The organism is Methylotenera sp., from assembly GCF_029945535.1.
Lineage (GTDB): Bacteria > Pseudomonadota > Gammaproteobacteria > Burkholderiales > Methylophilaceae > Methylotenera.
In genome coordinates this window covers 159,538-173,786 of sequence record NZ_JAQSCU010000008.1, presented here as the reverse complement: position 1 = coordinate 173,786, position 14,249 = coordinate 159,538, and the positions used below count along the sequence as shown (strand labels likewise).

The 14,249-nt window shown below is 41.6% G+C and carries 12 protein-coding genes; 6 read left to right on the top strand and 6 right to left on the bottom strand.

Features of this window, described 5'->3' with window-relative positions; translation table 11 throughout:
• Nucleotides 1-90: 90 nt before the first annotated feature.
• A complete protein-coding gene (locus PSU72_RS03035) occupies nt 91-729 on the bottom strand; it encodes a hypothetical protein (RefSeq protein WP_300430533.1) in 639 nt (212 codons plus the stop codon).
• A gap of 61 nt (nt 730-790) precedes the next feature.
• The gene (locus tag PSU72_RS03030) at nt 791-973 is read right to left on the bottom strand and encodes a hypothetical protein (RefSeq protein WP_300430531.1); all 183 of its coding nucleotides are present in this window, start codon (nt 971-973) and stop codon (nt 791-793) included.
• 457 nt (nt 974-1,430) lie between these two features.
• On the opposite strand from PSU72_RS03030, the gene PSU72_RS03025 reads away from it, so the two are divergent.
• Nucleotides 1,431-2,927, top strand: coding sequence for a hypothetical protein (locus PSU72_RS03025; protein WP_300430529.1), 1,497 nt, complete (start codon nt 1,431-1,433; stop codon nt 2,925-2,927).
• 423 nt (nt 2,928-3,350) lie between these two features.
• Here the strand turns inward: PSU72_RS03025 and PSU72_RS03020 are convergent, their stop codons facing one another.
• The 3 genes from PSU72_RS03020 to PSU72_RS03010 all read right to left on the bottom strand — a co-directional run bounded on the left by PSU72_RS03020 (nt 3,351) and on the right by PSU72_RS03010 (nt 9,590).
• Nucleotides 3,351-4,568: an integrase family protein gene (locus tag PSU72_RS03020; protein ID WP_300430527.1), complete on the bottom strand. Its 1,218-nt coding sequence runs from the start codon at nt 4,566-4,568 to the stop codon at nt 3,351-3,353.
• A 384-nt stretch (nt 4,569-4,952) separates the two neighbouring features.
• Entirely contained in the window at nt 4,953-8,462 is a 3,510-nt protein-coding gene (locus tag PSU72_RS03015; protein ID WP_300430525.1) for an EAL domain-containing protein, read from the bottom strand.
• Between the two features lie 240 nt (nt 8,463-8,702).
• On the bottom strand, nt 8,703-9,590 hold the full coding sequence (locus PSU72_RS03010; protein WP_300430523.1) for a LysR family transcriptional regulator: 888 nt from the start codon (nt 9,588-9,590) through the stop codon (nt 8,703-8,705).
• 145 nt (nt 9,591-9,735) lie between these two features.
• Between PSU72_RS03010 and PSU72_RS03005 the strand changes: the two genes are divergently transcribed.
• Together PSU72_RS03005 and PSU72_RS03000 are read left to right on the top strand one after the other, a co-directional pair.
• Nucleotides 9,736-10,302 (top strand): YceI family protein, encoded by a 567-nt coding sequence (locus PSU72_RS03005; RefSeq protein ID WP_300430521.1) that lies wholly within the window; start codon nt 9,736-9,738, stop codon nt 10,300-10,302.
• 84 nt (nt 10,303-10,386) lie between these two features.
• Nucleotides 10,387-11,259, top strand: coding sequence for a pirin family protein (locus tag PSU72_RS03000; protein WP_300430519.1), 873 nt, complete (start codon nt 10,387-10,389; stop codon nt 11,257-11,259).
• Between the two features lie 50 nt (nt 11,260-11,309).
• On the opposite strand, the gene PSU72_RS02995 is transcribed toward PSU72_RS03000, so the two are convergent.
• Nucleotides 11,310-12,365: an acyltransferase gene (locus PSU72_RS02995; RefSeq protein ID WP_300430517.1), complete on the bottom strand. Its 1,056-nt coding sequence runs from the start codon at nt 12,363-12,365 to the stop codon at nt 11,310-11,312.
• 158 nt (nt 12,366-12,523) lie between these two features.
• Between PSU72_RS02995 and arfB the strand changes: the two genes are divergently transcribed.
• Genes arfB through rimI form a run of 3 tightly spaced genes read left to right on the top strand, consistent with a single transcriptional unit; the run spans nt 12,524 to nt 14,088 of the window.
• On the top strand, nt 12,524-12,934 hold the full coding sequence (arfB, locus tag PSU72_RS02990; RefSeq protein ID WP_300430515.1) for an alternative ribosome rescue aminoacyl-tRNA hydrolase ArfB: 411 nt from the start codon (nt 12,524-12,526) through the stop codon (nt 12,932-12,934).
• Between the two features lie 6 nt (nt 12,935-12,940).
• Entirely contained in the window at nt 12,941-13,630 is a 690-nt protein-coding gene (tsaB, locus tag PSU72_RS02985; protein WP_300430513.1) for a tRNA (adenosine(37)-N6)-threonylcarbamoyltransferase complex dimerization subunit type 1 TsaB, read from the top strand.
• The gene (gene rimI / locus PSU72_RS02980; protein WP_300430511.1) at nt 13,627-14,088 is read left to right on the top strand and encodes a ribosomal protein S18-alanine N-acetyltransferase; all 462 of its coding nucleotides are present in this window, start codon (nt 13,627-13,629) and stop codon (nt 14,086-14,088) included. The genes tsaB and rimI overlap by 4 nt, the downstream gene beginning before the upstream one ends.
• Nucleotides 14,089-14,249: the final 161 nt, after the last annotated feature.

Sequence of the window (14,249 nt, the reverse complement as noted above, 5' to 3'; positions counted from 1 at the left end):
TTTCTAGTGCAATTTATATTGCTAGGTGGGTCAATTCTGAGTGCAATTCAACAGATAATTGCTTTGCATTTATAGCTTTAAACGTAATCATTAAATATTTATTATTGGAAGACAATCAACAAATTCATTGTGAAGCCTTCTTATTGCAGCCATATTTTCTGGTTTCCCAGCTAGAATAGCTAACAGTTGTACTGTTAGTGCAGTGACCGCATTTGAATTCCGCATAGCATGGTAAGTTAGCTGAAAAGGATATCCAGTCATTGTTCTTGAAATAGGATGAAGTCCTCCATGCGTATAGCTATTAAGAGCTTTCCAAGTAATGTCTTTGAATTCTTGAAGTTGCTCCACTATATGTGCTGGAGCCTCACTCTTGCCTAATTGCACAAGCATTTCAGCAAGCGTTGGGCCCTGATTTGATTTGTTTGCAGCTTCAAGAGTTAAAGGCTGACTAAGCGTATCAATCCACTTATCTGATGCTGCATGAAGTAACCATATACCCCTTACTAGACTTTCAAACTGCGGACGAAAAAGTGAGTATCCAGAAGGGAGTAGTCGGCTACTAATTAACTGTAGCGCTGCTGTGGCATGTTCAAAAGCAAGAAGTCCAGACTGAAAAGCTACAAATAATCTACCTTCAGACGCTGGATTTAGTCGAGAAATAATTTTAGCAATCTCAGCTTGGAAGGCTGAGGTTCGTTCAATAAATTGCAAAAAATCTTTTTCATTCATTAAAAATATCCAGAATCTGTAATTTAATGCATAACATATTACTTGTTTGGCTAAAGCTAAATTAACTCACCTGCGTAAACTTCACTAAGAACTCAGCTTCATCACGGACAAAAACTTCACTACGCTTATCGACTGGAGTATAAACCACCACCCTTGTACCATCACGACTGTTAGTACAATCAGTTGCCTGATGCAGAATTTTGTAAATATTTTGGTTTTTTATTGTTTCGCCAACGAACTTCAACTTCCATTGGTTCTCTACATATCTCGCATGTATAAGTGGGATAGCCTCTGCTATCTTTAGCGTTTTCTTTCATTCCATTGAGTGACGTAGACTCCCACATTGCCGAGTAAGGCTGGTCATTTTCTTTAGTTATTTCACTACCTTCATGTCCATTTGGACATGTGAAGTATCTATATGATGTACGCATAACCATAAGTATTCCTATCGATAAATAAAACCTTGATATATATTCACCCTAAATACAACTAACAACCATAGTATTTGATTAATATTAATTTATACAGCAGTGTTGGAATGAATTTTTCAACAATACACAACCCCTACTTAAAATTTGTTGAGAAAAATTTGATGTCTCATAACTCTGAACAGCTTAAAGAACAAATTCTTCCTTTATCTAGGTCAAGTACATTCAAAGCCGCAAGAAACAAATGGGCATTAGAAAGTGTGGAGGTATCTAGTGCCGACTAATTCATTTGAAAACTTGCCCTCATCCTCCGGAAGTACTGAATCTGAGCGCTATTTAACAATTTTAGCAAAAAAAGCTTTTTTGACCTTGTGGAGCTATCCGAATGTTTATACGGATGAAGGCAGAAAAGAAAATGGAGATGGAAAAGAGTTATGTGATCTTCTAGTAGTCTTTGGCAATGACATCATTCTCTTTTCTGATAAAGTTTGTAAATTTACCTCACATAAAGATATAAATGTTGCTTGGGGAAGATGGTATCGACATGCCATCGAAAAATCAGCAAAACAGTTAAGTGGAGCTGAGTCTTGGATAAAACGTTTTCCTGAAAAAATATTCTTAGATAAAAAATGCCAAGTCCAATTTCCTATCAAATTACCTGAAATACCCGAAAGAAGAATCCATTTAGTCGCGGTGACTAAAGGTTCTTATGAACCAGCAGAGCGTCATTGGGGGGGCGGAAGCTCAGGCAGCCTATTTATTAAAACAGCTTTGGTCGGGAAGGAACACTATGACTCACCCTTTCAAATTGGTTGGCCTCTTCCTAATAAGCGATTAGTTCATATTTTTGATGAATTGACTTTAAATGTTGTGTTGAATGAACTGGATACAATTTCAGATTTTGTGTCATATTTAACTAAGAAAGAGGACCAATTTACTACTCCAAATATGGACTTTTTGATTCCAGGAGAGGAGGAGTTGATTGCACTATATTTAAGACATTTTGACTTCAAATCTGAAGAACACTATTTGCCGAAACCGCCAGAAGCAGGGCTTGTTGTTTTGAAAGAAGGGGACTGGAAACAGCTACAAAAAAGTAAGGAATACCGTGCTCGCTGGGAAGAAAATAAAATTAGTTATTTATGGGATACCTTAATAGAGTTTCAAATAGACCATATTCTTAGCGGAAGCGCTTCTGGCATTTGGGGTGAATCCACAGCAGCGATGAACGAACGTATCATGCGTATGATGGCAGAGGAAACCAGATTATTTAGAAGAGCCCTTGGCGAAAGTATTCATCGTGTTAATAGCATAAACCAGCCTAACAAACGCTTTACCCGCACACTTTTAAGTGCATCGCGTGAAGGTAGAGCTTATATTTTCATGACTGTTCCAAGACCAAAAGAAATGAGCCAAGAAGAATACCTTGAGTGGCGTCGAGGAGACTTAATGTTGCATGCTCATGGATGCAAACTGAAGTTTGAAAAAGTCACTGAAGTCATAGGAATAAGTTTTGCCCCAGGACAGGAAATCATGAATTCCATTGACTACTTTCTGATTACCTTTGGTCAAGAACCATTTGCACCGGAAGTTGCTGAAGAAATTAAACAGCATTTATCAGTAGCTGTTATGTGGCGACCCTCTACAACAAAAATGAAAGCATTAAGGCCGATACCTTTTCCTCATAAAATTACAGTACTGGAATCAATCAGTTTTTGGTTTAAATCTAAAATTTTTTGGTTAAGAAAAATGTTACTCAATATTCCATAGACTTTTAACAGCACGCCATCACAAACAACTCGCCGAAGTTTTGCGGATATCTATTTGATTTTTAGATATTTGCTAAAAAAGTATTCTAATGACATAAGCCATTAAAAATCATTCAAAACCACCATCATTAATAATCTAAAGCAGTGACTGAAAACTTTTAAGAATTACGAACTTCCGCTTAGGGCCCAATTGAGACATTTGGTGAGTTTATGTTTATTAGTTTCCAGCGGCCCTTTTACTGTAATACGCTAGTTGAGTAATTTTAGGTTAAAAGTACCAATTTCATATACTAATGCATGTAAGAGTTAGCTCAAGCTAAGCTCGCAATGAGATCTAAGTAAGGTATTAATAAGCTTAATGTAAGAGATTTATTAGCGCAGATTAAGAAAACTCCTAATTAAGATTGCACTTGAGTAGCCTAAACTACATATGTTGTTTTAAGTAATCGGTAATACGCTGCATCGGCATTCTTAATCTTTCCGCATCTCCGATAATATAACCCGCAGTAACGTCATGGGCCATTTTATGATTTAAAAGACTTTTTAATGCATAAGCTGATATGTCCAGACTTTCAGCAACGGTGATAAATGTCCTTCGTAAGTCATGGGGGGTAAATTGCACGCCTGACATTTCAATGACTTTTTTCATCAATTTTTGCGGATCATCCATATAGCCTTTTTCGCCCGTACCCGGAAAGACAAAAGGGCTTTCATCTTCATCTTTTTCTGCAGCATCAATCTTATTTTGTGCTTTTCGTGCTTCGAGTAAATTAAATAAAAAGTCACTTAATGGCAAAGTATGAGTTTGTCTGTTTTTAGGATCTGGAATAGTCAATGTTTTGGCTTTAAAGTCGACTAACTTCCATTGCAGCGCAAGTCCTTCCTCGCGCCTAAGCCCTGTAAAAATAAGTAGCAATAGAAAGTCTTTCGCAAGATGCTTGTTGCGTCCTATGGCGATGTCTGGAAGGCTATTAACGGCCTTAAACCATGCTGGCAGATCGTGAGCTTTAATAACGGTCTGGCGGCGCTCCACGCGATACCATGAACGAGTTTGGGATAGTCTTTTGATGGGATTGTCTGCAATAATAGGATTACCTGCTGAATCCTCGTATTGACCTAATGCAAAGTTAAATATGGCTCGCATAAATCGCATAGCTAAGTTTGCTTGTGCTTCGCTACGCTCGCCGATTTCACGATGCTTGCGTTCGATTAGATCTTTATTGATTTCTGCTAATGGCTTAGTCTGCCATTCTTCAAAATAGGCTTTCATGCAGCGGTCATAATCTTGGATCGTGCGAGGTTTAAGACTATTACGTGCTTTAAGATAAGCGGTATAGACTTCGGCTAAAGTTACACTTTTAGCTTTTTTGGCCTTATCTGCATCATTGGGATTAATGCCGCGGGCAATCATGCCCAAAATGCCTTTTGCCTCTGTGCGTGCTTGCTCGGGTGCAAATACGCCATGATGACCTATTGTTACCCGCACTGTTTTATTGTCGACTTTGCCCTCAGCAAAATAAACCTTGCTGCCAGTACCCACCCGCAAGCCAAACCCCTTGAGTTCGGTATCACGATAGAAATTTTGTCCAGTATCTGGGTATGGGATATTATCTACGAAGGACTTGGTTATTTTGTTTGCCATCTTTAGCCTACTAATCATAATTTAGTAGCCACATAGTAGGCCAGATATTTAAAACAACGTCAAGCGCATTAAATGTTGTTAATATAAATATTGAAATAAAACAGTAAGTTATAAAACATTTTCAAACAGAGTAAAATGCAATAATACCTATTTTGTAGAACTCTTAATCCGTTTGTCGCGAGTTCGATCCTCGCACGCCCTACCAGTCATTATCAAAAACATAAAAACCAGTTTAGAGCTGGTTTTTTATTGCCTGTAGGGTTTGTGCTGCTAGCTACACATGATTAGCGTCTGAGGTTCATGGTTTAGATTGGCGGTGGTTTGGTTGTAAATGTTAGTTTCGTTGTAATGATATCGCTGACTTTTTGTCTTAAAAGAAGCGTTTTAACTGTTGGTTAAAAGTCTTTCAAATTCATCTGGGGGAACGGGTCTGGAGAATAGGTAGCCTTGTGCGTAATCACAATTGGCTGCAATAAGCAGATCTCTTTGCTCTATCGTTTCAACGCCTTCTGCGATGACTTTAATGCCTAGTTTGTGTGCCATGACGATGATGGCCTCACAAAGCGCCATGTCTGCTGACGTGGGCGATAGGTTACGTGTAAATGATTGGTCTATTTTAAGATAGTCAATGTCAAATTTCTTGAGATAGGATAGCGATGAGTAACCCGTGCCAAAGTCATCTAGTGCAACTTGAACGCCAGCATCACGAAATGCAAGTAGTTTGCTGGTAATCAAGTCGCTGGCATCCATCAGCATACCTTCTGTAATTTCCACAACGATACTTTGGCCTGATAAGCCTAGTTGTTTAAGCTGATCTGGCCATGTGGCATATTTTAAAGTGTCATCGCGGAATTGCACAGGTGACTTATTGATGCTGATTTGAAACTCACGATGGTACGTTGTGCGCCAGTGATTTGCTTGCTTTACGGCTTCATGAAATACCCATTCACCGATGCTATTGATTAGGCCAGTTTCTTCTGCAATAGGAATGAATTCAGCTGGGCTAATCTGGCCTCGTGTTGGGTGTTGCCAACGAATTAATGCTTCTGCTTTATGAATGGAGTTGTTGGCAAGTTCTATAATTGGTTGGTAATAAAGCCTAAGCTGGTCTGCCTCTTGCGCACCACGTAATTCATTAGTGAGCCGCATACGCTTTTGAGTGGACTTCTGCATAGCTTGAGTAAAGTAATGGTAACGATTACGCCCCATTTGTTTAGCTGCGTACATGGCTTGGTCGGCGCTTGTTAGCAGCGTCTCATTGGTGGCGGCATCGTCAGGGTAAAGTGCGATACCGACGCTAGCTGAAATATAGGCGATTTCATTACCAAGATGAAAGGCTTTGGCCATTTTATCTAGAATATCTTGAACCACGCGTTCCACAATGCTGAGGTCATCTAACTGGCCTAGAATGACTGTGAACTCGTCTCCACCAAGACGCGATAATGTGTCGGTTTCACGTACACACTGATTTAATCGTTTGGCCGTTTCTTTGAGCATCGCGTCGCCCATATCATGGCCAAAGTTGTCATTAATCTCTTTGAATCGGTCTAAGTCGATAAATAGCAGTGCTAGCTGTAGATTGTGTCGATAGGTTTTTTTGATTTCCTGATTAAGACGGTCATGAAACATCTGACGGTTAGGTAATCCAGTTAAAAAATCAAAATTAGCCTGTTTCCAAATGAGCTGCTCGGCCTCAGTCTTCTGCGTAATATCGGTAAACATAGCTATGCGACGTTGCACAACGCCATCTTCGTTATACACGGTATTAATCATCATTCTCTTAGGATAGATTTCGTTATTTTTTCGTCTATCCCATATATCACCTTGCCATTGGCCAGTTGTGTCTATTTCATGCCACATTATTTTGAAAAATGTTGCATCATGACGACCAGAGCTTAACATTCTTGGATTTCTACCAATCACTTCATCAAGGCTGTAACCGGTAATTTTTGTGAAAGCCGGATTGATGGCAATGATCGCGTTATTGGCATCGGTAATCAGTATGCCTTCGCTGCTCGTGTCGTAAACTGAAGCCGCGATTCTGAGAGATTCCTCACCAGCCCTGCGCTGCATTTCTCTATCGAAGTTATCAAGTGCGAAAGAAATATCTTTAGACATGTCTTCTAGTAGGGCTATGGCTTCCAAATCAAACGCATTCACATATTCATGGCAAACAGTCAGTACGGCAAATTTTTTGCCGTTACGCTGTATTGGGAATGCAGCAGCTGAGCCCCAGCCAATCGCGATGGCATTATGCACCCATGGCGCAGTCATTGGATTGTTCATGAAGTCGTTGATAATGATGGGCCTGTTTTCTCGTAGTGCTGTGCCCGTCGTGCTTCTGCCCTCAAGAACATCTGCTCTTGAAGATACTTTTATATTGTCTAGGTGTCTTGTCACATCACCATAGCTCGCAACGGGTAAAATCACGTCACCAGTACTGTCTAGCTGGCCCACCCAAGCGATTTTCATGCCGCCAAACTCAACAGCACATCGGCACACTAGTGGAAACAGCTCAGATTGCTGCTCCATGCGCACAATGGCCAGATTAATCTCACTGATTGCCTTATACAACATGGATAGGCGTTTAATTCTGTCGTCAGCCTGTTTGCGCTCAGTAATGTCGGTAATAAAACCATGCCAAAGGATGCTGCCATCTTGCATTTTTTCAGGTTGCGATTCGCCTCGCCTCCATTGCACACCCAGTTCTGGCAACACCACTCGAAACTCATATTGCCACAACAATAAGGTGCGGGCTGATTCTTGAATAGAGCCCATGACGTTGTCATAATCGTCGTGGTGAATAGTTGAGAATGCGGCCCTAGCATCCTCTTTAGCTTGTTGTTGTGAAATTCCGAACATGTCTTGCATGGCTTCACTGGCATAGGGAAAGCAGCATCTGCCATCTTGGTACAATTTGAATTGATAAATAACCCCTGGTACGCGTTGGGATATTTTGTTGAAAAGTGTATTTTTTTGTAATAACAATGATTCTGTTGATTTGACTTTATCAATGACTAGGGCAATTAATATACCAACAATCGTTAACGCCAACATGTACAACCAAAAGTTAAGCAAGCCAACAGGTACTTGATTATTTGTCGCGCCGCCCACAGCAAGCACCATACCTAACAACATCTGTATGGCCGTCATCACCAGTACAAGTAATGCGCCGTGACGGCCGAAGCGCACCGCAGCCCATGTCACAAATAGGAATACCCAGTATCCTCTAGCGGTAATGCCGAAAACACCCTGAAACCAGCCTAGAAAAATCACTTGACCAGCAAAGAATGAGAGTCCAAAGCAAGTAATGGCCTCTGTGATACGCTCACGTTTTATCCAGTCGAATGGTCTGTGACGCCACACCAAAATCAGCGGTGTTACAAGTAATATGCCTAATATATCGCCTTGCCACCAATTTATAAAATTATGCCAAGCTACAGACTCTGTAATCATGCCATTAAGCACTAGTGTGCTTACGCCAATTGAGGCACTCACTACGGAGCCCAGAGCACCTGCTGCAGAAAGCCATAAAAAATCATGCGGTTGCTGAAGCGTCGATTTGAATCGCTGTATATGTGACAATATCCAAAAGCAGCTAAGTGCCTCCAATGAATTGCCAAAAGCAAACACCATGGAAATGCCAATAGCGCTGCCCTGCATGATATTGCCTGTGAGCGCGCCTATGAAAACGCTAGGCCAGTATTTTTTTTTGCCGAGTATAAGTGCAGCCAACGCCAAGCCGCTAGACGGCCAAACCATAGAAACAACGCCATTGGTCGAGAAGTACCCCAATGCAATTTTAGCGAGTAACGCATAGGCTAATGAAATGCCAAGCAGTAATGGTAGGTCAGACCAACGATAAATCTGTTTTAGTTTGTAACTTAGTGCCACTTTTTATACTCAACGTAAGTTTAATCTTCTATGTTTATCTAAATTCCATCAAGAGCTGAGTGCATATCGCCATTAAGATGCGGGCAAATTTTTATGCGGCTATATTGCGGGAGAGTTGATTGAAAACGTTTTACTTGGTTGGTATATTATGCGGGGCTGAGTTCATTTTGAAGTTGAAATAAAACATAGAAAACATAGTTAGATCGGTACATGATAGTCGTTGATTTACGCATCACTTTTCTATACTTCTTCAACCGAGTTCTTGATAATCTCCGCCAAACGTCTGATACCTGGCCCTGCGAAATCTGGGTTGGCTATCACTAGATATAGTGGGACTTCTCTAGTGCCGCCTTCAAGTAGTGGCAGCGGTTTAAGCAAGCCTGATTCAAGCTCTTGTCTGATATGCTCTTCGGGTAGCCATGCAAAGCCATAGCCCATCGACACGGCTTGGATAGAGGTGGCGATTTGGCTGACGGTCCAGCGCTGATCGACATCAACAATTGCAGGGCGTTGCCCGCGATTTTTACCTGAGTCCCTTACGACTAAGTGGCGGTAGGCTCTAAGGTCTTTATACGTGAGCGTGTGACCTAAATGATGAAGAGGATGCTCGGCGTGGGCAACTGCCATTATTTTAATGCGGGTCAGCAGGTTCCCTAAAAAGCCTGGAGGTAGTTGCGGAGAAATGGCGATATCAGCCTCCCCTTTGAGTAAGGCGTCAGATGTGCCGCCTATCACCGATTCAATAAGCTCCACGCGAGTGTGCGGGCTTTCTAAGCCAAATTTATGCATGCAGCTTAATAGCAGTTGTGGGGGTAAGAGTATCTCTGCTGCAATATTAATATTGGCTTCCCAGCCTGCAGATAAGGCATGTGCAGCTTGTTCAAGTTCGTTGGCTTCATTGACCAACGCTAATGCACGGCGATAAAGCATTTGACCTGTTGGTGTGAGTATGGCTTTGCGACCCTGAATCTCAAACACTTTAACGCCAAGCATGGATTCAATTTTTTGCACAGCATAGGTGACGGCCGATTGGCTTTTATACATCATTTCCGCTGCTTGCGCATAACCGCCAGCATCTACGATGCTAATCAAAGTGCGCCATTGTTCTAACGTGATATTGGGCGTCATTTAAGTTAACCTATCTAATCAACTGATAATTTATAGCAGATTATTATACTTTTATATCTTATTGTTAAAGTATTTAATGGCTTCCTAGAAATTTATTTATTCAATACCATTTATTTTTAACATTATTCATTTTGGAGTAAATCTTATGAAACGTTTTATTTTATTAGCCATCGCAGCCACCATTTCTACCGCAGCTGTTGCTGCGCCTGAAACTTATGTGATTGATAGCAACCACAGCATGCCGCGTTTTTCATATAGCCATTTTGGTTATTCAACGCAATTAAGCCGTTTTGATAAAGCGACAGGAAAGGTCGTGATTGATCGTGCCGCGAAAACTGGTTCTGTCGATGTGACAATCGACATGACTTCGGTAAACACAGGCTTTGCTCTATTTAACGAGCATATTCAAGCTGAAGATTTATTTAATACAGCAAAATTTCCAACGGCTACTTTCGTCTCTAAAAAAATGAATTTTGAAGGTGATAAACCTGTTTCAATTGACGGCACGCTGACAATTAAAGGTGTTAGCAAAGCAGAAACACTGACAGTAACTTCATTTATGTGCATGCCTCACCCAATGTTGAAAAAAGACGCTTGTGGTGCGAATGCGACTGTAGTGGTGAAACGTAGTGATTTTAATATGAGTAAACATGTGCCTTACGTGAGTGATGAGGTGACGATTACCCTGCCAGTTGAGGCTGTTAAGCAATAATTGAGGCTGTTAAGCAATAAGAAGTAAAAAGATTTAGAGTGAATAGCTGGCAAGTTTTTTCAGCCGCAGAATATGGAGTTTAGTATGCAAAATCAGGAAGTAATAGCAAGGCAATTGCTAAGAGTGATTCAGTCCATTCCAACCTCCGATGGCGGCGGCGTGAAGTTGCGTCGCAGCCTAGGACAATCTGGCTTCACGCGATTAGATCCGTTTCTAATGCTAGATGAATTTGCTTCTGAAAATCCTGATGATTACATTGCTGGATTTCCAGATCATCCGCATCGTGGCTTTGAAACGGTGACTTATATGCTAGATGGTCACATGTTGCATCAAGATCATTTAGGTAATCAAGGTAATCTAAAAAGTGGCGGCGCGCAGTGGATGACGGCAGGTCGTGGCATTATTCACTCAGAAATTCCACAGCAAGAAAGTGGCCGTATGCGTGGCTTTCAGCTCTGGATAAATCTACCTGCGAATGAAAAAATGAAACCTGCAGGCTACTTAGATATTCAGCCTGATGAGATTCCGCTAGTCCATTTAGCAAGTGCAGGCACGGTTAAAGTGATTGCTGGTATTGTAGTGCTGGATGGTAAAGACGTGGCTGGGCCGATTCAAGGCTTAACTACTGCGCCATTATTTATAGATGTACATTTGCCTGCTGGTGAAAGCTTTAGCCAATCAATTGCGGAAGGGCATAATGCTTTTGTGTATTCATATGAAGGTAAAGTATTGATTGGTGCTAAAACTGAGAAGCGCATACTTGAGCCGCAATCTGTTGGCGTGTTATCAGCGGGCGGGTTTGTTGAAGTGACTGCAGCAGAAGCGCCTGTGTCATTCCTACTATTGGCTGCGAAGCCATTATTAGAGCCTATTGTTCAATATGGCCCATTTGTGATGAATACGCGCGAAGAAATTGATCAGGCAATTGCAGATTATCAAAATGGGCAGCTTGTATGATGTCGTGATTAATAAGTTTGTTTTGACAAATAAAACCTAGCCAGCAATGACTAGGTTTTATTTTTATGTGCTTTATGTTTTAAATACCATGCAGTTGGCTTTTCAACTTTGCGATGAAATAAATCTGCAAGCACTAAGCTGGCAGCCCATGTGAGCAGCATGAAAAGGCAAGCTAGCCATGAATTGGTGAGGTTTAGCCAGCTAAAAATTGCGTTAGCTAACATTAAAACCGAAAAATGTACTAGAAACAGAGCGTAGGAAATCGAACCTACATAATGAATAAATTTTTGTTGTCTTACATGGTCTTTGATTTGTATGTTTCGAGTAAAAAATAACGCAAGCGCGGTCAGTGCTGCAATTAAAATACGCAACCTGAAATCAATCAAAATAGCAGTCATGGCAATTGATATGTTTAACCAAAGCCATGCGTTTGAATGCTCACGTTGTCCTGCGTAGTAAGCGATTGCGCCCATGCCATACGCACCAAAAAAATAGATTGCCCAGTCGTCGTAACGTTCGTGACGGTTAAACCAGAATAGCGATGTGGCCGCTGTTAGCGTGATGATAATGAGAATTGCTTTTTTAGAGTTAGCTGCCTTACCGCCAAGCCAGCTAATGCAAAGCATCACAAAGAAAAGCTGAAAATCCACTGCAATAAACCATGCGCCTGCTAAAAGTGAATCGACATCCAAAATACCTTGCAGCAATAATACGTGAGACAGAAATTGAGAGAGTGTAGGAAAGTCTGGAATAAACTCACGATCAACAAGGTTGCGCGCGATGACAGCGCAAATGATGGCGAGCATAAGTGCGAAAAAGAATGGAATCACTAATCTTAAATATCGATTCGTTAAATTCACTTGTAGATGGCGGATGCTCTTGCCACTATTGAGCACAGAACGCGCTGCTAGATAGCCGCCAATGACAAAAAATATCTGTACCGCCATCCTCGCATTGTCATATAAGCAAGTGATGAGTGATGGCGCTATTTGTTGCACGGCATCTGAAATTGGGCCATAAGCGGCAAGATGATGTAAAACAATAAACTGGGAGGCAATGGCTTTAAAAGCATCGATCATCGGAAAACGATTGAAATGGTCTTTCATAGCGAGCTAATTCATATCGTGTTGATTCATGTGGTAATGATTATAATGGGTTCTAGGGATTATGTGGTTTGGCTTGTGTACAATGTGGCGCTAATTCATAACCTCTAATCGTCATATCGCCGTCTTTATAACCACTCTAAATAGCTTGAAACTAACCTATGATTTTAATCCCCGAAACTGAATACGAGCTAAGCGCAATACGCGCGCAGGGTGCGGGTGGACAGAATGTGAATAAAGTTTCCAGCGCAATTCATTTGCGTTTTGATATTCAAGCTTCAACGCTGAGTGATTGGCTTAAAGAACGCTTGATGCATTTGAAAGATAATCGCATTACTGCTGAAGGTGTTTTGGTACTAAAAGCGCAGCAATATCGCACGCAAGAAGCCAATAAAAAAGACGCCATTGCGCGTTTACATGAAATTGTTAGCGCCGCAAACCAAGTAAAACCTACGCGCTACGCAACGCGTCCAAGTTACGGTTCAAAACAGCGACGATTAGAAAGTAAAACACAACGTGGGCAAATTAAGCGGATGCGTGGCAAAATAGCGTCTGACAAAAATGAGCATTAACTTAAAGTGAATATATTAGCTTTCGATACATCAACTGAATACCTCTCGCTTGCCTTATTAAAAGGCGGCGAAACGTTTAACTATGATTGCAATGCTGGGCAAACGCATTCGCAAATTATATTGCCACAAATACAAGCTTTGTTGGATTCGGCAAACTTACAGTTAAGTGATCTGCAAGGCATTGCCTTTGGTGCAGGCCCAGGATCATTTACAGGCGTGCGCATTGCAGCTGGCGTGGCGCAGGGCTTGGGGTTTGGTGCTAATCTGCCAGTGGTTAGTGTGTGCACACTATTAGCGCTAGCAGAAGCAAGCATGGCAGACAAAGTGATTGCTTGCTTGGATGCACGCATGGGTGAGGTGTATCACGCAGCGTATGAAAAAATGGACGATACATGGCAACGCATTATTGAGCCAGGCTTATATAAACCAGATGCCGTACCTGCTATTGAGGGTGCAGGTTGGGTAGGTGCTGGTAGTGGCTGGCAAACCTATGCCGAGCAATTAAGCGCTGTCTATGTAGAGCAACTGCAATCAACGCAACCGCAACTATTGCCCTCATCAGCCGCGATACTTAAACTCGCTTTACCGATATTTGCGAAAGGTGAAGCAAAACCTGCAAGCGAAGCTATGCCAGTTTATATTCGTAATCGGGTTGCGCTTAAAACTACAGAACGCGAACAAGGCTTACGTTTATGAGCGCCGTGCTAAAAACACAATATCAATTTCGTCCTATGCAAATGGACGACTTAGAGTCCATTATGGCGATTGAGCCGCAGATTTATCCTTATCCATGGACGCGTGGCAATTTTAGTGACTCCTTGAATTCTGGTTACAGCGCTTGGGTAATGGTATTGAACGAGCAGATTATTGGTTACTCACTGATGATGTTGGTGTTGGATGAAGCGCATTTGCTTAATTTGAGTGTGGCAAAGCCCTACCAAAAGCAAGGCTTAGGACGTACTGTTTTAGAGTATATGGTGAGTATTGCTAAAAGTAATCAAATGGCAAATATGTTTTTAGAAGTACGCCCAAGTAATATTTCTGCCATCGCTTTGTATGAGAATATGGGGTTTAATGAAATGGCAATACGCCGTAAGTATTACCCTGCTGCAAACGGTCGTGAAGATGCAGTTTTAATGGGTTTGGCGCTTTGACTGTCTCTTTGAACAATATCTGGAAAGTATAGTGATGATGACGCGCGAAGATATGATGCGAGAGTTAGAACTGTTACCAGTATGGCAGTCGCGCGCGCCAGCACCTGAAGTGGCGATCTTAAAAGATGTAGGTGGGGTTTGAACCCCACCCACCCGCGGGG

Excerpts from the sequence above, each read along its gene's own strand:
- PSU72_RS03035 (WP_300430533.1), bottom strand. The coding sequence starts at position 729 with ATGAATGAAAAAGATTTTTTGCAATTTATTGAACGAACCTCAGCCTTC.
- PSU72_RS03020 (WP_300430527.1), bottom strand. The coding sequence starts at position 4,568 with ATGGCAAACAAAATAACCAAGTCCTTCGTAGATAATATCCCATACCCA.
- PSU72_RS03010 (WP_300430523.1), bottom strand. The coding sequence starts at position 9,590 with ATGACGCCCAATATCACGTTAGAACAATGGCGCACTTTGATTAGCATC.
- PSU72_RS03005 (WP_300430521.1), top strand. The coding sequence starts at position 9,736 with ATGAAACGTTTTATTTTATTAGCCATCGCAGCCACCATTTCTACCGCA.
- PSU72_RS03000 (WP_300430519.1), top strand. The coding sequence starts at position 10,387 with ATGCAAAATCAGGAAGTAATAGCAAGGCAATTGCTAAGAGTGATTCAG.
- PSU72_RS02995 (WP_300430517.1), bottom strand. The coding sequence starts at position 12,365 with ATGAAAGACCATTTCAATCGTTTTCCGATGATCGATGCTTTTAAAGCC.
- arfB (WP_300430515.1), top strand. The coding sequence starts at position 12,524 with ATGATTTTAATCCCCGAAACTGAATACGAGCTAAGCGCAATACGCGCG.
- rimI (WP_300430511.1), top strand. The coding sequence starts at position 13,627 with ATGAGCGCCGTGCTAAAAACACAATATCAATTTCGTCCTATGCAAATG.